Origin of the sequence: Trinickia sp. (assembly GCF_051953955.1) — a bacterium.
Lineage (GTDB): Bacteria > Pseudomonadota > Gammaproteobacteria > Burkholderiales > Burkholderiaceae > Trinickia.
In genome coordinates this window covers 1-17364 of the sequence record NZ_JBQCIF010000043.1, presented here as the reverse complement: position 1 = coordinate 17364, position 17364 = coordinate 1, and the positions used below count along the sequence as shown (strand labels likewise).

16 protein-coding genes and 2 rRNA genes are annotated in these 17364 nt (G+C 63.9%); 6 read left to right on the top strand and 12 right to left on the bottom strand.

Annotation, left to right across the window (positions count from 1 at the left end; genetic code table 11):
- The first annotated feature begins 159 nt into the window (after positions 1-159).
- The 4 genes from ACTHNZ_RS08280 to ACTHNZ_RS08265 all read left to right on the top strand — a co-directional run bounded on the left by ACTHNZ_RS08280 (position 160) and on the right by ACTHNZ_RS08265 (position 4219).
- Complete coding sequence (locus ACTHNZ_RS08280; protein ID WP_440542017.1) at positions 160-1308, top strand: HPP family protein; 1149 nt, start codon at positions 160-162, stop codon at positions 1306-1308.
- Between the two features lie 60 nt (positions 1309-1368).
- The gene (locus ACTHNZ_RS08275; RefSeq protein WP_440542016.1) at positions 1369-1785 is read left to right on the top strand and encodes a MarR family winged helix-turn-helix transcriptional regulator; all 417 of its coding nucleotides are present in this window, start codon (positions 1369-1371) and stop codon (positions 1783-1785) included.
- A 13-nt stretch (positions 1786-1798) separates the two neighbouring features.
- Positions 1799-3574, top strand: coding sequence for a chloride channel protein (locus tag ACTHNZ_RS08270; protein WP_440542015.1), 1776 nt, complete (start codon positions 1799-1801; stop codon positions 3572-3574).
- A 363-nt stretch (positions 3575-3937) separates the two neighbouring features.
- Positions 3938-4219, top strand: a complete 282-nt coding sequence (locus ACTHNZ_RS08265) for a hypothetical protein (RefSeq protein WP_440542014.1) — start codon at positions 3938-3940, stop codon at positions 4217-4219.
- A gap of 64 nt (positions 4220-4283) precedes the next feature.
- Here ACTHNZ_RS08265 and ACTHNZ_RS08260 read toward each other — a convergent pair whose 3' ends face one another.
- The 5 genes from ACTHNZ_RS08260 to ACTHNZ_RS08240 all read right to left on the bottom strand — a co-directional run bounded on the left by ACTHNZ_RS08260 (position 4284) and on the right by ACTHNZ_RS08240 (position 9381).
- The gene (locus ACTHNZ_RS08260; protein ID WP_440542013.1) at positions 4284-5345 is read right to left on the bottom strand and encodes an NAD(P)/FAD-dependent oxidoreductase; all 1062 of its coding nucleotides are present in this window, start codon (positions 5343-5345) and stop codon (positions 4284-4286) included.
- A 284-nt stretch (positions 5346-5629) separates the two neighbouring features.
- A complete protein-coding gene (locus ACTHNZ_RS08255) occupies positions 5630-6781 on the bottom strand; it encodes a porin (RefSeq protein ID WP_440542012.1) in 1152 nt (383 codons plus the stop codon).
- 604 nt (positions 6782-7385) lie between these two features.
- The gene (locus ACTHNZ_RS08250) at positions 7386-7739 is read right to left on the bottom strand and encodes a DUF3564 family protein (RefSeq protein WP_440542011.1); all 354 of its coding nucleotides are present in this window, start codon (positions 7737-7739) and stop codon (positions 7386-7388) included.
- 129 nt (positions 7740-7868) lie between these two features.
- The gene (locus tag ACTHNZ_RS08245; RefSeq protein WP_440542010.1) at positions 7869-8450 is read right to left on the bottom strand and encodes a hypothetical protein; all 582 of its coding nucleotides are present in this window, start codon (positions 8448-8450) and stop codon (positions 7869-7871) included.
- Positions 8451-8778: 328 nt separating this feature from the next.
- Complete coding sequence (locus ACTHNZ_RS08240) at positions 8779-9381, bottom strand: alpha-ketoglutarate-dependent dioxygenase AlkB family protein (RefSeq protein WP_440542009.1); 603 nt, start codon at positions 9379-9381, stop codon at positions 8779-8781.
- A 302-nt stretch (positions 9382-9683) separates the two neighbouring features.
- On the opposite strand from ACTHNZ_RS08240, the gene ACTHNZ_RS08235 reads away from it, so the two are divergent.
- Positions 9684-10268, top strand: coding sequence for a malonic semialdehyde reductase (locus tag ACTHNZ_RS08235; protein ID WP_440542008.1), 585 nt, complete (start codon positions 9684-9686; stop codon positions 10266-10268).
- An 85-nt stretch (positions 10269-10353) separates the two neighbouring features.
- Here the strand turns inward: ACTHNZ_RS08235 and ACTHNZ_RS08230 are convergent, their stop codons facing one another.
- Positions 10354-10683 carry a hypothetical protein gene (locus tag ACTHNZ_RS08230; RefSeq protein WP_440542034.1) on the bottom strand — a complete coding sequence of 110 codons (330 nt, stop codon included), beginning with the start codon at positions 10681-10683 and terminating at the stop codon, positions 10354-10356.
- Positions 10684-10909: 226 nt separating this feature from the next.
- Between ACTHNZ_RS08230 and ACTHNZ_RS08225 the strand changes: the two genes are divergently transcribed.
- On the top strand, positions 10910-12073 hold the full coding sequence (locus ACTHNZ_RS08225; protein WP_440542007.1) for a metallophosphoesterase: 1164 nt from the start codon (positions 10910-10912) through the stop codon (positions 12071-12073).
- Positions 12074-12085: 12 nt separating this feature from the next.
- Here ACTHNZ_RS08225 and ACTHNZ_RS08220 read toward each other — a convergent pair whose 3' ends face one another.
- The 6 genes from ACTHNZ_RS08220 to ACTHNZ_RS08195 form a co-directional block, all read right to left on the bottom strand.
- Positions 12086-12571 carry a phage protein NinX family protein gene (locus ACTHNZ_RS08220; protein WP_440542006.1) on the bottom strand — a complete coding sequence of 162 codons (486 nt, stop codon included), beginning with the start codon at positions 12569-12571 and terminating at the stop codon, positions 12086-12088.
- Complete coding sequence (locus ACTHNZ_RS08215) at positions 12568-13320, bottom strand: endonuclease/exonuclease/phosphatase family protein (protein ID WP_440542033.1); 753 nt, start codon at positions 13318-13320, stop codon at positions 12568-12570. The genes ACTHNZ_RS08220 and ACTHNZ_RS08215 overlap by 4 nt, the downstream gene beginning before the upstream one ends.
- A gap of 80 nt (positions 13321-13400) precedes the next feature.
- Complete coding sequence (locus ACTHNZ_RS08210) at positions 13401-15596, bottom strand: VTT domain-containing protein (protein ID WP_440542005.1); 2196 nt, start codon at positions 15594-15596, stop codon at positions 13401-13403.
- Positions 15597-15613: 17 nt separating this feature from the next.
- On the bottom strand, positions 15614-16474 hold the full coding sequence (locus tag ACTHNZ_RS08205; RefSeq protein ID WP_440542004.1) for a glucose 1-dehydrogenase: 861 nt from the start codon (positions 16472-16474) through the stop codon (positions 15614-15616).
- Positions 16475-16962: 488 nt separating this feature from the next.
- Positions 16963-17075, bottom strand: a 5S ribosomal RNA gene (gene rrf, locus ACTHNZ_RS08200).
- 158 nt (positions 17076-17233) lie between these two features.
- Positions 17234-17364: ribosomal RNA gene (locus tag ACTHNZ_RS08195) — 23S ribosomal RNA — on the bottom strand; the annotation flags it as partial.

Sequence of the window (17364 nt, the reverse complement as noted above, 5' to 3'; positions counted from 1 at the left end):
CATCCCTTATAACGACGATTTTGCGGTTTTGCCGCAACGGCACCACGCACTACGATGGCGCTTTTATATCACGTTGACATATAATCGCCGGCTCCCAAGGCGACGGCCGCACCGTTCGCCGCGCTTTCATCATGTCATCCGAAGAGAAGATCAACCGCCGTGCCTAGCCAAGCCGTGTTGCGCTGGTTCGCCAGCTTCGCCCCGCACCCTATCGCCGTTTCCTGGCGCGAGCGCCTGCGCGCCTCACTCGGCGCACTGCTCGGCATAGCGGCGATGGGCGCATCGGTGCATTGGCTGCTCGGCCCGGAAGCGGTCGTGCCGTATCTGATCGCGCCGATGGGCGCATCGGCGGTGCTGCTCTTCGGCGTGCCCGCGAGCCCGCTCGCTCAGCCGTGGTCGTTCATCGGCGGCAATCTCGTCGCCGCGACGCTCGGTGTGATCAGCGCGATGTGGATCGGTAATCCGATCGTCGCCTCCGCCGTCGCACTCGCCGCGGCCATCGGCGTCATGTTCGCCCTGCGCTGCATTCACCCGCCGTCGGGCGCCGTCGCGCTCACCGCCGTGCTCGGTGGTCCCGCCATTCACGCTCTGGGCCTGCGCTTCGTGATCGAGCCCGTCGCGCTGCAATCGGCCGTGCTACTCGGATCGGCCATCGTTTATCACGCGGTGACGGGCCACCGCTATCCGCACGTCAGCCGCGCCGCGGCGCAAACGCCACCGGGCATCGCCGGCGTGACGCGTGCCGATCTCGAGGCAATCGTCCGCGAACGCGGCGAATTGCTCGCCGTCGCCGCGGACGACCTCGAATCGGTCGTGCATGAAGCGCAATTGCTCGCCTATGCACGAAGCTTCAGCGAACTGACGTGCGAAGCCATCATGTCGCGCGACGCCGTCAGCGTATCGAGCGACACGACCGCCGCCGCGGCTTGGCGATTGCTCGAGCGCCATCGCATCAAGGCATTGCCCGTCGTCGACGCAGCGCGGCGCGTGGTCGGCATCGTCACGCGCACGGACTTCGTCGGGCGCACGGCCTTCGGCTTGCGCGGCCCGCGCAACAAACGCCGGAGCTTGTGGCGCAGCGCGGACGAGACCCACCGCGTCGACGACTTGATGACGCCGAACGTGCGCACGGTCGATCCGCATTTGCCGGTCGCCAAGCTCATTCCGGTATTCGCGCATTACGGCCATCACCACATTCCCGTGGTCGACCATTCGCGCCGGTTGATCGGCATGATCACGCAGTCGGATCTGATCGGTGGATTGCATCGGCAAACGCAAACGCAGGCGCGCGAACTGAAGACCGCGTAGCGTCGAAATATATCACAATGTGATATTATTGCGGGCTTCTACTTTTTGCCCCCGATCACGATGAAATCCTTCGCCAACGGCGCGCTCGCCAAGAGCGATTTCGAGCAGCTCTCGGAGTTCCGCTACCAGATGCGGCGCTTCGAGCGATTTTCCGAACGCGCCGCGCAGGAGGAAGGCATCACGCCGTTGCAATACCTGCTGCTGCTGCACGTCAAAGGCTATCCGGGCCGCGAATGGGCCACGATCGGCGAGTTGGCCGAGCGCTTGCAAGCGCAGCATCACGGCGTGGTCGCCTTGGTCTCGCGCTGCGAAGCGCTCGATCTCGTCAGGCGCAAAGTGAGCGAAACGGATAGACGGCAGGTGGAAGTCCATCTGCAGAAAGCAGGCGAAACGGTACTGGCAAAACTAGCGGCATTGCACCGCGCGGAGCTCAAATCGCTCCAAGGCGCGTTCAGTGTGCCGCAAATCGATTTGTGACTTTGGTATATCTATGAGCGATCACCTCGACCCCAACAAGCGGGACTTTTCCGCGAACGCACGATTACCGGGCATCTGCGCGCTGGCCGCCGTCATCGGCGTGCTCGGCACGATTGCGGCCATCGTGCTGCTCAAGCTCATCTACTTGTTCACGAACGTGTTCTTCTTCGGCACGCTCTCGTTCGTGAATCATTCGCCGGCCGATAACAAGCTCGGTGTCTGGGTCGTGCTCATCCCCGCGCTCGGCGGCCTCATCGTCGGGTTGATCGCGCGCTTCGGCTCGGACAAGATCCGCGGCCACGGCATCCCCGAAGCGATCGAAGCGATCCTGTTCGGCAAAAGCCGCATGTCGCCGAAAGTCGCGATTCTCAAGCCGCTTTCGTCGGGCATCGTGATCGGCAGCGGCGGGCCGTTCGGCGCGGAAGGCCCGATCATCATGACCGGCGGCGCGCTGGGCTCGCTGCTTGCGCAATGCGTGAAAGTGACGGCCGCCGAGCGCAAGACGCTGCTCGTCGCCGGCGCGGCGGCAGGCATGACGGCCGTGTTCGGCACGCCCGTCGCGGCCGTGCTGCTCGCCGTCGAACTGCTGCTGTTCGAATGGCGCCCTCGTAGTTTTCTGCCTGTCGCCCTCGCCTGTGCGGTGGCCGGATTCATGCGCGCCCAGTGGTTCGGCGTGGGTCCGCTGTTTCCGCTCGAGACGGCGCCCCCCGGCACGATCTCCCTGCTCTCGTGTTTGATCCTCGGCGTCGCCAGCGGCGCCCTCGCCTCGGGCTTGTCGATCGCGCTGTACGCCACCGAAGACCTCTTCGCCAAGCTGCCCGTGCATTGGATGTGGTGGCCAGCCATCGGCGGTCTCGCGGTCGGTCTCGGCGGCTTGATCGAGCCGCGCGTGCTCGGCGTCGGATACGACGTCATCGGCGACTTGCTGCATCAGCAACTCGCGGTGAAGGTCGCCATTGCGATTCTCGTCGTGAAAGCGGTCATCTGGGTCATCGCGTTGGGCTCCGGTACGTCGGGCGGGGTGCTCGCTCCGCTGCTCATGCTCGGCGCCGGTCTCGGCATCGTGATGGGCCCCATCTTGCCGGGCCACGAAGCGGGATTGTGGCCGCTCGTCGCAATGGCAGCCACGCTCGGCGCGACGCTCGGCGCCCCGCTGACGGCCATCGTCTTCGCATTCGGCCTCACGCATGACGCCAACGCGTTGCTGCCGTTATTGACGGCCACCTTGGTCGCGCATGGATTCACGACCGTCGTCATGCGGCGCTCGATCATGACCGAGAAGATCGCACGGCGCGGCTATCACATCTACCGCGAATACGGCGTCGATCCGCTCGAACGACATCACGTCGATGAAGTGATGACGCGTTCGGTGCGCACGATCGATGCCGCCGTGACCGTCGGTGAAGCGCTCGCGTCGTTCTTCGGACCGAGCCAGACCCATCGCGCCTACCCGGTCGTGCGCGCCGAGCGCCTGGTCGGTGTGGCCGATCGCGACACGCTCGTTGCGTTGGCCACCGAGCAAGGCAGCGAGATGGCGGTCGGCGATGCGCTCGCGGCCAAATCCATCACCATCGCGCTAGCCAGCGAAACCTGCCGGCTCGTTGCGGCGCGGCTCGCCGTGCATGGCCTCGAACGGGTGCCGGTCGTGGCCGACCGCGATTCGATGAAGCTCGAAGGCATCGTTTCGAGAAGCGATCTCGTCAAACCTTCGCGCATGCACTTCGAAGAAGAACAGAAGAAAGAACGCTTCCGCCGCGTGGGGTGGCGTTCCGCCAAGCGCCGCAGCTAGGCGCCAATCGTCTCCCCTGTCGCCGCGCGACATACCGAGGCAGCTGCTCGCTCAGGCGAAAAGTTGGACGAAAAGCGGCCGGCAGTACGCCGGCGCACATTCGCGTCGCGGCGGCAGCACGACAATGACGGTACGTGAAACGGTAGGAATGCGATCGATCGTTTCGACGTGAACTCATGATCGTGTGCATCAATGGCGCTTGCACAGAACGAAAACGAGCGTGCGGGGATGCCGGCTCGATGCTCGGTACGCCTGCGACTGCGTGCGGCATGGGTGCGCGCGGTGCAGACGCGAGCGCGACGAGCACTTCGGCCGGTTTCGCGACGCCACGCGCTGCGCCAACGCCTAACGGGGAGGCGTGACATGGACATCATCGAATTGGCCCGCGAAGCGGGCCTGCAAGTGCTGCTGGATGCGCGCATCGGCACCGTGAACTACCACAGCGTGTGCGGATCGCTCATGGCCCTGCAGCGCTTCGCCGACGCTATCGAGGCTGCGACGCACGAGCATCCGACGCGGCCGCGCGACGCGTGCGGACGCCGCGCGCGACTACCTCATCGCACACCGAGCAAAGTCATCGGCCGCCGGCCCCGGCCGGCACGGCAGCATTCGAACGCTGCTTCGCCGCGTGGCCGAGCCACGTGACGACGAGCCAGACGGACACGAGCCAAACCGAAAGCCTTTGCGCTGGCGGCGGAAGAAAAACGAGTCAAGTCGCCGGTGTGCCGAGGATGCGCTCGGACAAGCTCGCGTCGTAGCTCGAATGCACGTGCACCCGCTTCTTGTCGGGGAACGCATAGGCATACGCCTTACGCAACGCGAGCGACGCCTCGTGAAAACCGGAGAGAATCAGCTTTTGCTTGTTGGGATAAGTTGCGATGTCGCCGACAGCGAAAATACCGGGCAGCGACGTTTCGTAGTACGAAGTATCGACGGCCACGCGCCCGGCACGCACGTCGAGCCCCCATTGCGCGATCGGTCCGAGGTCCGCAACCAAGCCGTACAGCGCGATGAGATGATCCGCTTCGATCTCGGCGTCGCCGTTGAGCGTCTTGACGTCGACGGACTGCAGCGCCCCATCTAGCGCGTTCAGCGCAGCGATCGTGCCGATGACGAGATCCATTTGGCCCGCGTCCACCGCGCGCTTCATCTCCTGGACGGTGGCGTCGGCGGCGCGAAATGCGTTGCGCCGATGCACGAGCGTGACGCGCTTCGCTTCTCCGCGCAACGCGAGCGCCCAGTCGAGCGCCGAATCGCCGCCGCCTGCGACGACGACGCGCTGATCCGCGAACATGGCGCGTTTGCGCACGGCATAATGAACGCAGTGCCCTTCGAGCGCCTGCGCTTCGGGCAGTCCCACACGTTGCGGCACGAACGCGCCGTTGCCGGCCGAGAGCAGCACCGCAGCGGTGTCGAACACGAGGCCTCCGTCGGTGCGCAGGCGCCAGCGCTGCGCATCCTCCAGGCGCTCGACGTCCATGACGCGCTGCCCGAGGTGGATCGGCGGCGCAAACGGCCGGCACTGCTCCATCAGGCGGTCGATCAATTGCCGTGCGGTGCAGACCGGAACCGCCGGGATGTCGAAAATAGGCTTGTCGGGATACAGCTCGATACATTGGCCGCCGACTTGCTCGAGCGCATCGACGATATGGCACGACAAGCCGACGACGCCGGCTTCGAACGCCGCAAAAAGCCCTACAGGGCCTGCTCCGATGATGACGACGTCGGTGCGAAGCACTTGATCGTCTTTCGGCGTCACTGCTTCAGTCATGATGTGCTACCTCGATGATGCCGCTGACATTGAAGAAGCGGACGCATCGCCCGTGCCGCCGCAGGGGAACGAATGCGCGCTTGAATGAGCCAGTATAGGGAGACGCTCGATGCAGTGGGCCAGTGGCCCGCCGGCGAGTAGGGTGAACCGCGCACGGCGGTCCGCTGCGAAAGATTTCGGATGCGTAACAAAAAAAACCCACGTTCCGGAAAACGTGGGTTCATCGGCGGTCTTAGGCACCGCGGCCGCAGCGCCCAAGAAACGACTAGGCCGATACTGCCGGCTTAGAAGCGATGACGCAGGCCGATCGTGGCAGCCGTTTGGTTGTCCGACGAGGACGCGTTGCTACCGATCGAGCCGTTGTAGATCGATGCGCCGCTCTGAGCGCTCGTGTGCGCGTACGCGACCTGTGCGTACACGTCCGTCCGCTTCGACAGCGCGTAGTCAGCTTGCGCGCCGATTTGGTGGACGCGCTCGCCCACGTTGACGCCCGTGACGAAGCCGCGGTTGTCCGTGAACGTATAGGCGACACCAAGGCCGAGCGCGGGCGTCAGGTTGTACTTCGCGTTGACTTCGTAGTTGTCTTCACGAACCGATGCTTGAGCCTGAGCCGCATCGAGACGCGCTTGCGTCCACACCGCACCGACTTGCGCCGGACCGAACGCGTAGCTCGCACCCACGCCGTACGTGCGTTGACGGAAGTTGCCGACCGTGGTGGCAAGGCCGCCGTTCGCCAACGTCGCGACAGCGTTCACGCCGGCGCCGAAGTTCGAGCCGTCGCTCGCGCCGCCATTGGCGGCGAGCGGGTTGTTCTGCTGAGCGTACGCAGCGCCTACGCGCAACCCTTGGAACTGGTATGCGGCGCCGATGCTGTATTCGCGGTTGTTGCCGAAGCGGCCGGCCTGGTTAGAGAAGCCGTACGTGCCGCCGAACGTGAAACCGGCGTAGTTCGCGCTCGTGAACTTGATCGAGTTGTTGACAGCCGCGCCGCCGTTCGTGTTCAGGTTGTCGAGGTTGCCGTAGTGAGCGAACGCCGTACCGCCCCAGCTGCCCGTTGCGCTGAGCGGAGCCAGGAAGTCTTGCTCTGCGTCGTACTGACGGCCGAGCGTGACGGTGCCGTAGTTGCTCGACAGGCCGACGAACGATTGACGGTTGAACTCGCTGCCGTTGTTGGCGTAACGACCGCTATTCAGGTTGAAACCGCTTTCCAGGGTGAAGATCGCCTTCAGGCCATTGCCGAGGTCTTCCGAGCCCTTCAGGCCGAAGCGGCTTTGGTCGATGCCGCCCGACGTTTGTTGCCAGTTGGACTTGCCACCGACATTGCTCGTGTACGTGATGCCCGCATCGATCACGCCATAAAGCGTGACGCTGCTTTGAGCGTGGGCTGCGACTGCGAAAGAGGCGGAAACCGCTGCGACAACCAGGGTTTTTTTCATTGGAGAAATCCCTTTTATATAAAACTGGCTCACTGCCAGGCTTCGGAATGAACGGATCGACTTCGACGCCGCTTCCGATTCGGCTACGTCATCGAACGACTGACCCATCCGATGAGGGGCGAGTCTACGTGGCGAGCTCGATTAGGGTATACGTGGGCTGCACAACACATTTTTGCCGGAATCGAAACAATCAATTTAGGGGAAACCCCTAGTTCATTGTTTTTGAAGGGATTTGTTTTGTGATATGGGGCCGGGGCTCAGCGCCTGGAACCTGGCCGTTCGACCAGCGTGCAGTTGCGAAAGAACAACGCTTTTTCACACGAACGTCACCGTCCGGGGGCACGCGTGCGCGAGCGGATCTTGACGCGCGTGGTGCGGTTGGACCCGTGGGATCGATTTCGCGCTGCGCGGTTACGGCATGCGTCAGGTCAAAACGGCGGGGAGGAGAAACCAAAAAGACGGCCCGTCGACAGACGCCGAACGGGCCTAGGAGGGTTGGCCTCGAGATAGCCAAGGCCGACTATACCGAATTGAAATTCGCCTCGGGGAGTTCGTAACGAACCGTAAGAGATTATTTGCCGCCGCCGCGGCCGGGCCGGTGAGCCTATCGGCGGAAGACGCTGTGCTCGGGCGGCGGCGTCATTTTTTCGACGGCCTGCAGGCGCCAGAAACCGTCCCCGCCACCGACGGTGCCGCAGGACCATTGCGCCCCACCCTGCGCGGCCGTCAGTAAATCACGCTCGACGTGCAAGCCGCACAGCGTACAGAGCGGTCGTTCCTCCGTGGGTGCGCACAGTTGCGTGACGCCGCCCTCGTCGCGCAGCTCCCCCCAGGGCGGAAGGTCGATCCCGTCATGCGACTCCCTTGACCATACTCGTTCGTCAGTATCGAGCCAAAGCACGGCGTAGTCATGATTGACGGTGGGATCGGAACCGTTAATCAAAATAGTCAAACGCATCTCCTTGTCCCCCAACGATGTTCGCCGAGAGATAAAGTCTAGGCCGCGACGGGTCGATTTCAAGCCGTTGCAGCGGCACGGCCGCGAGACGGGAGGCGCGAGCTAACCGTCGTTGGAAACGCGGCCGTCTCACTGCACGCCGTACCCGCGGCTCTGCATGCAATCTCCGTACGCTTGCCAATAGGCGGTCATGGGAGGCTGAGGCGGCGGCAATGGCGGCAGATTCGGCGTGGCCCCAGGCCCCGAAGCCCCGGACGCAACGCTGGCGGCCGTCGTGCCGGAGGAGGAAGACGCCGGCGCTGCCGTTTGCGCCGAGCCGCCGCTGGCCGGCAACGATGCATTCGGGTGCGACGCGCCCTGCGGCACACCGCCGCTCATGGCCGACGACCCGTGAGGCTCCGATGCGGACGATCGGTTCGAAGCTGCTCGAGATGTGCCGCTCGACGCACTATGCGACGGCGGCAACGGCGGTTCGCTGGCCCCCCTGCCGGCATCCGCGGAGAATCGAAGCGGCGTGGTCCGCTCGGGGCGCTGCGATTGACGCGCCATATCGACACCCGTTTGCTGGCGCGCCTGCCAATAGCAATAGGCGTTGTCGACGCTTTGGGCCGCGGCGCTTTGGCTGCGCAACGGATAAACAGAGGGCCGCTGGGCGAACGCTGTCGTCGTCCATGCGATCAACGCTACCGCTGCAAACCGGGAAATCTTCATCAGCTGTCCACTCCTCCTCGTAGTCGACGCCGCCGCGGGACGACGCGACGCGGTCGACCCCGCCCCGACGCACTGCCGGGCTGCCTGCGCGGAGCCGTCCCCGCGGCTCAGTTATCAGCATAGAGGCAGGAAAATTCGTCGGAACGAGAGAGTATCGGCATCATCGGCCATATTCCCCGCAATAAGGGACAGATAGATGCATGACTAAACGTTTATGCGCATAAATTTCTTATAACTTTTTTACGTAGAAACGTGCGACCGCCGATCGGGTTTAGTTAGGAACCCTAAGGATGTACTTGGAACGCACAGGGTGCGTTGCCGCCGACGATCAACTCGCGCCTGCCCGCATCGCCACGAATCGGAACGTCAGGTTGATCCGCTCTCCCCTCAGGCCTGGCACTTTCGCGACGCGATGCCGCCATTCGCGCTGCGTGCGCCCTCGCATCACCAACAAGCTGCCGCTCGTCAGTTCGAATGCGCGCATCTGTCCCGTTTCGTTGTGTCGAAGGTCGAATCGTCGAGCGACGCCGAGGCTCACGGACGCAATCACGGGTTCGTCGCCGAGCTCCCGCTCGCGATCGGCATGCCAGCCCATGCCGTCCTCTCCGCTGCGATATCGATTCAGGAGTGCGCTGTTGAAGCGTGTCGCGCAAGAGGCCTCGGCCAGCGACTTCAGCGCTTGAACGGTCGGCGTCCATGCGAGCGGCTCGTTGCGGATGCCCGAGTAGACGTACACCGCGCCCGGATCACCTTGCCAAGCAGTAAGACGCGGCAGCAGCTTGATGCCGCCCGGCGTATTGATGACGTCCTGCTTCCATTGCACTTCATCGACCAGCGACGAGAAAGCCACGTCCGCTTCCTCCGGGGACAACCAATGCGGGTACCAGTCGACATCGACCTCGGGCGCACCGCCGAACATATCATCGATCATTCGATTCACACCTTGCCGTGCAAAAGGGTCGGCTCAACGGGGTCGGCTCAACGTTTGGCTCGACATACCCTCGCATGAAGAAAAAGCCGTGCCGCTCGGCATCTGACCTGCCGTTCGCCATCTGGCCCGCCCGTGCGGCCGTGCAAACAGCCGGTTCCATCGTTATCATCGTAAACCTGACCCCGGTTTGCCCCCCCGCCCTTCAGGGGGCAGTGAGCCCGAACCCCGGCCTGAAGGCCGGTCGTGGACAGTTGCTGGAACGCTTTCGAACCCCAGGCCTCGTGCCGCAACCCCCGTCGATCATGCCACTATCCGATGCCGCTCTCGATCAGTTGTTCCGCGAAGCACGCACGCACAGCGCCTGGCTGCCCAAGTCCGTGGACGACGCGCTGCTGCGGCAGATCTATTCGCTAGCCGCCATGGGGCCGACGTCGGCGAACTCGAGCCCCGGCCGGTTCGTCTTCGTCAAGACGGCCGAAGCCAAGGAAAAACTGAGGCCGGCGCTTTCGGCCGGCAACGTCGACAAAACCATGGCCGCTCCCGTCACCGTGATCGTCGGCATGGACTTGGCGTTCTACGAGAACCTGCCGAAGCTGTTCCCGCACACGGACGCGCGCAGCTGGTTCGCCGGCAACGAGGAAGCGATCCGCGCCACGGCGTTCCGCAACGCCTCGCTGCAAGGGGCTTATCTGATCGTTGCCGCACGTGCGCTCGGCCTCGATGCCGGTCCGATGTCCGGTTTCGACGCGGCCAAAGTGGACGACGCGTTTTTTGCGGGAACGACCATCAAATCGAATTTCTTGATCAATCTCGGATACGGCGATCGCTCGAAGCTGCACGCGCGCAATCCGCGCCTGTCGTTCGACGAGGCAGCGCGCATCGCATGACCGCCACGTTGCTCGAGCCGCCGACAATTTCGGACGCGCGGCTCCCGCAGGCGGGCTGCCCCAGGCCTCGTGCTTCGAAGGCCTCTCATGTAAGCAGCGCGATGTAAAACACGATCGCACCGATCAAGGCGCCGACGAAGCAAAAGCCTTCGCTCTTTCCATCGCCGTCCGAGCGCAGCCACGCGCCGGCTACGCCGAACAAGCCCGCAATGCCGAGTGCGACGAACACCATCATGACGTCGAACAGGGCGCTGCGGCTCACCTCGAGCAGATCCGCACGGCGCACGACGTAATAGACGGCGAGCGCCATGAGCGAGAGCCCGACGAGCGGGAGCATGACATGGCTGCCCTCGTAGCCGAGGTGATGAGCATGATGAGGGCGATGCGGCCGATGAGCCCACTTAACGGCTTTCATCATTCTCTTCCTCCCTTTCAGAACGCCAACCACGCAGGAATCGAATCTTGATGAATATTCGTAGCTTAGATCGATTTCACAACGTGGGAAACCGCCGTTAACCCGCCCGGCGGGCGCCCCGGCGCGCGCTTCGGGCACGGCATCGCACGCACCGGTACAATGCTCGAACCCGAGCCTGTCCAAGCGGCTCGGTTTTCGCGTGCTTTCGGCCTCCCTTTCGTTACCTATGCGTCGTTCGTCCTTCTTCACGCGCGCAATCTTGATCGGCGTGCTGCTGCACATCTATGTCGGCCTTCGCGTCATCCCCGAGCTTCCGATCGGCCTCCCGGGCAAACTGCTTGCAGCCTGTGCGCTCGTGCTGTCGTGCTGCTTGATCCCGCTCGGCATGCTGGCTCGGACGTTCGAAGGCCGAGCACACGCCGATCGCATCGCGTGGATCGGCTTGATCGCCATGGGGCTGTTCTCGTCGCTGCTCGTCTTCACGTTCTTGCGCGATCTCGTGCTGGCGTCGGCGCTGACCGTCGATGCCCTTTGGCACCATACGCTGTCGCTCGACGAGTGGCGTGTCGACACCGCAGTCGCCGTGCCGGTGCTCGCGGCGCTGTCGACGGCGATCGGGTTCGTCAATGCCCGCCGGCGCGCCGGAGTCGTCGCCGTGGACGTTCCGATCGACGATCTGCCTGCCGCGCTCGACGGGCTGACGATCGTTCAGATCAGCGATATTCACGTCGGGCCGACGATCAAGGCGCGCTACGTCGATGCGATCGTCGATGCAGTCAACCGCTTGGAGCCCGATGTCATTGCCGTGACGGGAGACATCGTCGACGGCAGCGTCGCGCAGCTGGCGAGCCATACGGAGCCGCTGAGGCGCCTGACGGCGCGCTACGGCACCTATCTGGTTACCGGAAACCACGAGTATTACTCCGGTGCGGCGCAATGGATCGCCGAATTCGATCGCTTAGGACTGCATGTCTTGCTGAACGAGCACGTCGTGCTCGAGCACCGGGGCACGCCGTTCATCGTCGCAGGGGTCACCGATTACTCCGCGGGGCACTTCGACGAGACGCATCGCAGCGATCCCGCTGCTGCGTTGGCCGATGCGCCGAGCGACGTGCGCATCAAAGTGCTGCTCGCCCATCAGCCGCGAACGGCGCTGATTGCCGCCGACGCGGGCTACACGCTGCAGTTGTCGGGGCACACGCACGGGGGACAATTCTTTCCGTGGAACTTCTTCGTGCGGCTGCAACAACCGTTCACGGCGGGGCTCGCGAAATTAGGACCGCTATGGGTGTACACGAGCCGTGGAACCGGTTATTGGGGGCCGCCGAAGCGGCTCGGCGCCCCCTCGGAAATCACGCGGCTGCGCCTCGTCAGCAGCGCGGCGAACTGACCGCCCCCCCCTTCAAGGCCTGGGTACGGAGCGGATATTGCCGATTTCGCTGTCCGCGCCGGCATTGTCACCGTAGCTCGGCGGAACGCCGCCCGCATCGTAGGCGTGCACTTTCCCCGCGAGGACCGCATGCGGCGCACGCGGATAAGGTTCGACGGTCTCGCCGAATCGCACCTGCACGAACGCGCGCAGCAATGCGATGCGCGGATGGGCCGCGTGGCCTTCGTGCGGTGCACTGCCGTCGAAGCGCACCCAGCAATGCGTATCTTGCTCACCGCGTATCCAGCGAAGCTCCTGTGCACGCTCCACTATCTCGAGCGCCTCGCCCCATTCGCTCGACGGCGAAAAAGGTTGCGCCAATTTGCGCAACGTCCCATGCGTGAACGTGACGACGATGCTCGGTTCGACTTGGATGAACGCGATTTCCTCGTCATCGTCGACCAACGCGCGCGCGCACCAATAATCCAGTGCGCATCCTTCTAGTTCACTCGTCTTCAAGACTTTTCTCCAGATGAGTCCCCGTGCGACGTGTCGGCCGGCATGCGGATGCGCGCGACGAGCGGATAGTGGTCGGATGCGCGCCGCGCCAGCGCGCTGCGGTGTACGGCGACGTCGACGAGGCACTCCCCCGGATGCACCCAGATGCGATCGAGCGCGAAGACCGGGCAAAACGTGGGAAACGTCCGAGGCGCGGGCGCCCGCCGAAAATGAGAAACGAGCGCGCGCAACGCACGCCGTCGCACGAACCACTCGTTGATGTCGCCGACCAAGATCACGGGCAGCGCGCTGTTGTCAAAGGCCGCGAGCAGCGTGCGCACTTGCGTGCTGCGTTCGCTGGCCGACAAGCCGAGGTGCGTCGCGACGACGCGGATCAGTTGCCCCGCGCATTCGATATCGGCGTCGAGCGCACCGCGCGGCTCGCGCCCATGAAACGACAGGTCGAGCGTGCGCGCCATCCGAATCGGCAACCTCGACAGCACCGCATTGCCGTAGCGGCGCCTCGGCGTGTCGAGCGTTGGTCCTTCCACCGCGAACATGCCGCTAGTCTCCCGAAGCTGCGATAGCACGTCGGGCGCTTCCGAGCCGCCGAGCGGCACCTCCTGCAGCGCAACGATGTCTGCATCGAGTTCCTCGACGACGTGGGCGATGCGCGAAATCATCTGCCGCTTCGATTGCGTCGTCCACGTAGGCAAGCCGCCATGAATGTTGTAGCTCGCAATCCTGAGTTCGCAGATCCGGCCCTTCATGGCGTTTGCCGCCTTGCCGGGCTCCACGGTGCCGGGTACCGAATCCGCCGGAGCGTCGAGTTGCGCATTCAAGTTCGCGTTCACTTGCGTCGCCCCAGCCAACGTTGCAGCAACACAGACACACCCACCAGCGCGAGCCCGATCGCCAACATGGCTGCCACGGACCCGATGCCGGGGTGCCGAATCGCGTTCAGCAACTGATGCGCGAAAGTCACGGTCAGCAAAATGCCCGGCACCATGCCGAGGACCGACCCGATCATGTAATCGCGCAAACGGATGTGAGACGCACCCGCAACGAGGTTGACGATCGTAAATGGCGCAATGGGCAGCAGCCGCAGCACCATGACCGTCACGATGCCGCGTTCCCCGATTCGTTCACTGAGGCGGTTCGCGCGCGCGCCGGCAAGACGGCGCACGGCATCGCGCCCGAGCAGCACCCCGAGGCCGTAGGTCGCGATCGCGGACAACAGCGTCCCGCCGAGCGCATAGCCGATACCGGGCCACGCGCCGAAGACGAGGCCCGTCGCGGCGATCAACAAGGTGATCGGTACCGAGACGATCGACGCGATGACATATCCGGTCAACACGATGAGCGGTGCCAGCGGCAACGCATCGATGCGTCGAATCAGGCGCGCGACCTCGGCGAGATCGAGGTGATGCCCGAACGACGTAAACCGCCAAACGATGGCCAGCACCGCGAAGGCGAGCACCAATCCGCCGAGCACGAGGAAGCGTGCGGTCAAGGATTTGCGGCGTCCCTGGGGGATGAACTCGTGCACGAGAGCGTCTGGCGCGATGGGCTGCTCGGGATCGAGCCAAGTATTGAGCGGCACCAGCGCATCGAGATCTGCCGTCACGACAGGCGTGAACGAATGCAACGTGCGGCCTTCGCGGCGCGCCAACGTATCGATCACGGCGTTCAAGCGTTGCTCGCTTGCGAAGGCGCGTGCGACGTCGAGCTCGGCCACGTCGAGATGCTCGGCGAGCAACCGATTGCGCCAGCGAGCGATCGCCTCGCGCACGCGAGCATCGCCGTTCGCATCGATCGTCACGTTGCACTCGGTGTCGAGCACCATCGATCGATTGTTGAAATTGGCACTGCCCAACGTCATGAGCGTGTCGTCGACGATCATCACTTTGCTGTGCACGTTGACGCATCCGTCTCCGAGACCCTCGACGTGCGGGCAATACATGCGAAAGCGCCGGTGGCGATCGGCGTCGACGAGCGCCCGATGCAAGCGTGCACGCAGCACCCCCATCGTCGCCTCTTGCAGCCATCCGCTTTGCAACCGCGGCACCACCACTGCGACATCGGGGCCGTCGTTGCGCGCCAACCTGCTGACTAGCGCTTCGCGGACGATGCCCGCCGTGAAGTACTGATTTTCGATGTAGATGTGGCTGCGAGCCGATGCAATCGAATCGGCAACGAGCGCGCGAATGTGCTGCACGGCTTCGTGCGACCGGTAAGGCGGCTCGGTCACGGAAATGCCGAGCATGACGTCGCGCAATTCCACCGACGCATTGGGCGGCCAAGGATCCGCGTCACGGTCCACGGCGCGATGCGCGCGCACCGCGATCCGTTTGCCGCATGATCGTTGCCAGCGCTCGCGCGCGAGTGCGCCGATCGCCACGGCCGCGTCACCGTCGAACATTGCCTGTACATCGTGAAACGGCCCATAGGGCAAGCCGTTGGCATCGCGGCGTCGCGGATCGCCCGCCCTATGCTCGGGCGTGTCCCAGCGCGAGCGCGTCAGGTCGAGCCCGCCGACGAATGCGAGGCGATCGTCGATGACCACGATTTTTTGATGGTGCGATGCCCCGCGCGGATGGGTTCCGTCTTGGCGAAATACGATCCCGCGCTGCGATCGCCAGCCCGTTTGATAAACGGGCATCCACTCGCGCTCGAACGCGTAGATCATGGCGAAGTCCCACGCCAGGATATAGATGCGCAAACGCCGGCGCCTCGCCGACAGCGCTTGCAGAAACTCGCCTAACGCTCCGGGCAAGCCGTCGTGCGCGCCTTCCGGGACGAGTCGCATGCGGCTGTCGATATCCCAGCCGACGATGAAAATCGTGCGCTGAGCGCGCAGGAGCGCCTCGCGCAAGACCGAGAAATAGGCACTGCCGTCGATCAGGAGTGCAAATCGATCAGCGTGCACCAGCGATTTGCAGTTGCGCCCGACCTCGAGCAGTCCATGCCCGAGCGCCGGCGGGCACGATGCCGCTATCGGCTCGTGCTCGCGCACATTCGTATTGCCGTCAGCTGCGCCCCTCATCGTTAGCCGCGTGCCCGTCAAATGATCGGCACCCCGCCCGTAACGGCTACCGTCGCCCCGGATACATAGCTGGCCTCGTTGCTGGCAAGCATGACGTATACGGGGGCGAGTTCGGCGGGTTGGCCCGGCCGTTTCATCGGCGTCTGCTTGCCGAATTCCTTCACGTTGTCGGCCGGCATCGTCGCCGGAATCAGTGGGGTCCAAATCGGTCCGGGCGCGACGCAATTGACCCTGATCCCACGCTCGGCCAGCAGCTGCGCCAGGCCGCCCGTAAAGTTCTGGATTGCGCCTTTCGTCGTGGCGTAGGGCAGCAGCGTCGGCCGGGGCTTGTCGGCGTTGACCGAAGTCGTGTTGACGATCGCGCTGCCGGATTTCATATGAGGCAGCGCCGCTTTGACGAGCCGGAACATCGCGCCGATGTTGATATCGAAGGTGCGGTCCCACTCGTCGTCGGAAATGTCTTCGACCTTCTCGTAGGTCATCTGGTGCGCGGCGTTGTTCACGAGCACATCGACGCGGCCGAAGGTTTCGGTCGCACGCGCGACGATCTCGCAGGCCTGCTCGCGCTGCGCGAGGTCGCCGGCCACGAGCACGGCTTTGCGGCCGGCCTGCTCGACCCAGCGAGCGGTTTCGCGAGCGTCCTCGTGTTCGTCGAGATAAGCGATTAGGACATCGGCACCTTCGCGGGCGAATGCGATGGCGACCGCACGGCCGATGCCGCTGTCGCCGCCGGTGACGATAGCCGCTTTGCCGGCCAAACGGCCATGCCCTTGATAGCTCTGCTCACCGTGATCCGGCTGGGGAGACATCGGTGCCGTCTTGCCCGGAACCTGCTGCTGTTGCTGCTCGGGCATCGGCGGCGTAGGTTTGCTCGTCATGTTCGGCTCCTGTCTTTGATGGCACCGCGGATACAGCGGCAACGAAAGACGGGCAGCAACGGGCATGCCCCGGCCGCGCTGCGGGCGCAGTCACGGGCGCGGATCTTTAAACGACCGCAACTTAAAATGGGGATGGATGGCGAGCGAGGCGGCGGGGCACAGGAAATGATGAATTGCGCTGGCCTTTGCGGCAACTACATCGGGATGCGCTGGTCGTTACTTGGGACCGGGCGGCGCCGGCGAGCGCCGCGGCGGCACCGTCTACAGCCCGATTGCAGCACTTGAAGCAGCCGAGTTGTTAATGGACACGATGCTCGCGTCAGAATTTCTGCGCTTCGAGGCGACTTTGCCGGTGCTTACCGAGCGGTGAGCGTTTCGGCGATTCCAAACACGAAACCCCCGACAGCGGTTGGCTTTCGGGGGTTTGGTGAGGCATTGCATGGGTCGCAGTGGGCGCTTGAGCGCGCACTGCGACGGGCACGTAAGGAGCCTGACGATTACCTACTTTCACACGGGTATCCGCACTATCATCGGCGTGGAGTCGTTTCACGGTCCTGTTCGGGTTGGGATGGGGTGGGACCGACTCGCTATGGTCATCAGGCATGACTTGTTGCTGGGGCGCGGTGACGGTGCGCCCAGCCAATCTGGGAAGAAGCGTATGTAATGGATCAGGGCAGTGAGTGTAGGCACTGCGAGGATCAAACCTGGTGCGAGCATTCCAGGTGACGGGAAGTCAGCTGGATAAAACGCTCCGGTTATAGGATCAAGCCATACGGGCAATTAGTATCGGTTAGCTAAGTGCATTACTGCACGTACACACCCGACCTATCAACGTCCTGGTCTTGAACGACCCTTCAAGGGGATCGAGTCCCCGGGGATATCTCATCTTA

What these genes read in the sequence shown, in the direction of transcription:
- ACTHNZ_RS08275 (WP_440542016.1), top strand. Translation starts at nt 1,369, where the DNA reads ATGAAATCCTTCGCCAACGGCGCGCTCGCCAAGAGCGATTTCGAGCAG.
- ACTHNZ_RS08270 (WP_440542015.1), top strand. Translation starts at nt 1,799, where the DNA reads ATGAGCGATCACCTCGACCCCAACAAGCGGGACTTTTCCGCGAACGCA.
- ACTHNZ_RS08265 (WP_440542014.1), top strand. Translation starts at nt 3,938, where the DNA reads ATGGACATCATCGAATTGGCCCGCGAAGCGGGCCTGCAAGTGCTGCTG.
- ACTHNZ_RS08260 (WP_440542013.1), bottom strand. Translation starts at nt 5,345, where the DNA reads ATGACTGAAGCAGTGACGCCGAAAGACGATCAAGTGCTTCGCACCGAC.
- ACTHNZ_RS08255 (WP_440542012.1), bottom strand. Translation starts at nt 6,781, where the DNA reads ATGAAAAAAACCCTGGTTGTCGCAGCGGTTTCCGCCTCTTTCGCAGTC.
- ACTHNZ_RS08250 (WP_440542011.1), bottom strand. Translation starts at nt 7,739, where the DNA reads ATGCGTTTGACTATTTTGATTAACGGTTCCGATCCCACCGTCAATCAT.
- ACTHNZ_RS08245 (WP_440542010.1), bottom strand. Translation starts at nt 8,450, where the DNA reads ATGAAGATTTCCCGGTTTGCAGCGGTAGCGTTGATCGCATGGACGACG.
- ACTHNZ_RS08240 (WP_440542009.1), bottom strand. Translation starts at nt 9,381, where the DNA reads ATGATCGATGATATGTTCGGCGGTGCGCCCGAGGTCGATGTCGACTGG.
- ACTHNZ_RS08235 (WP_440542008.1), top strand. Translation starts at nt 9,684, where the DNA reads ATGCCACTATCCGATGCCGCTCTCGATCAGTTGTTCCGCGAAGCACGC.
- ACTHNZ_RS08230 (WP_440542034.1), bottom strand. Translation starts at nt 10,683, where the DNA reads ATGAAAGCCGTTAAGTGGGCTCATCGGCCGCATCGCCCTCATCATGCT.
- ACTHNZ_RS08225 (WP_440542007.1), top strand. Translation starts at nt 10,910, where the DNA reads ATGCGTCGTTCGTCCTTCTTCACGCGCGCAATCTTGATCGGCGTGCTG.
- ACTHNZ_RS08215 (WP_440542033.1), bottom strand. Translation starts at nt 13,320, where the DNA reads ATGAAGGGCCGGATCTGCGAACTCAGGATTGCGAGCTACAACATTCAT.
- ACTHNZ_RS08210 (WP_440542005.1), bottom strand. Translation starts at nt 15,596, where the DNA reads ATGAGGGGCGCAGCTGACGGCAATACGAATGTGCGCGAGCACGAGCCG.
- ACTHNZ_RS08205 (WP_440542004.1), bottom strand. Translation starts at nt 16,474, where the DNA reads ATGACGAGCAAACCTACGCCGCCGATGCCCGAGCAGCAACAGCAGCAG.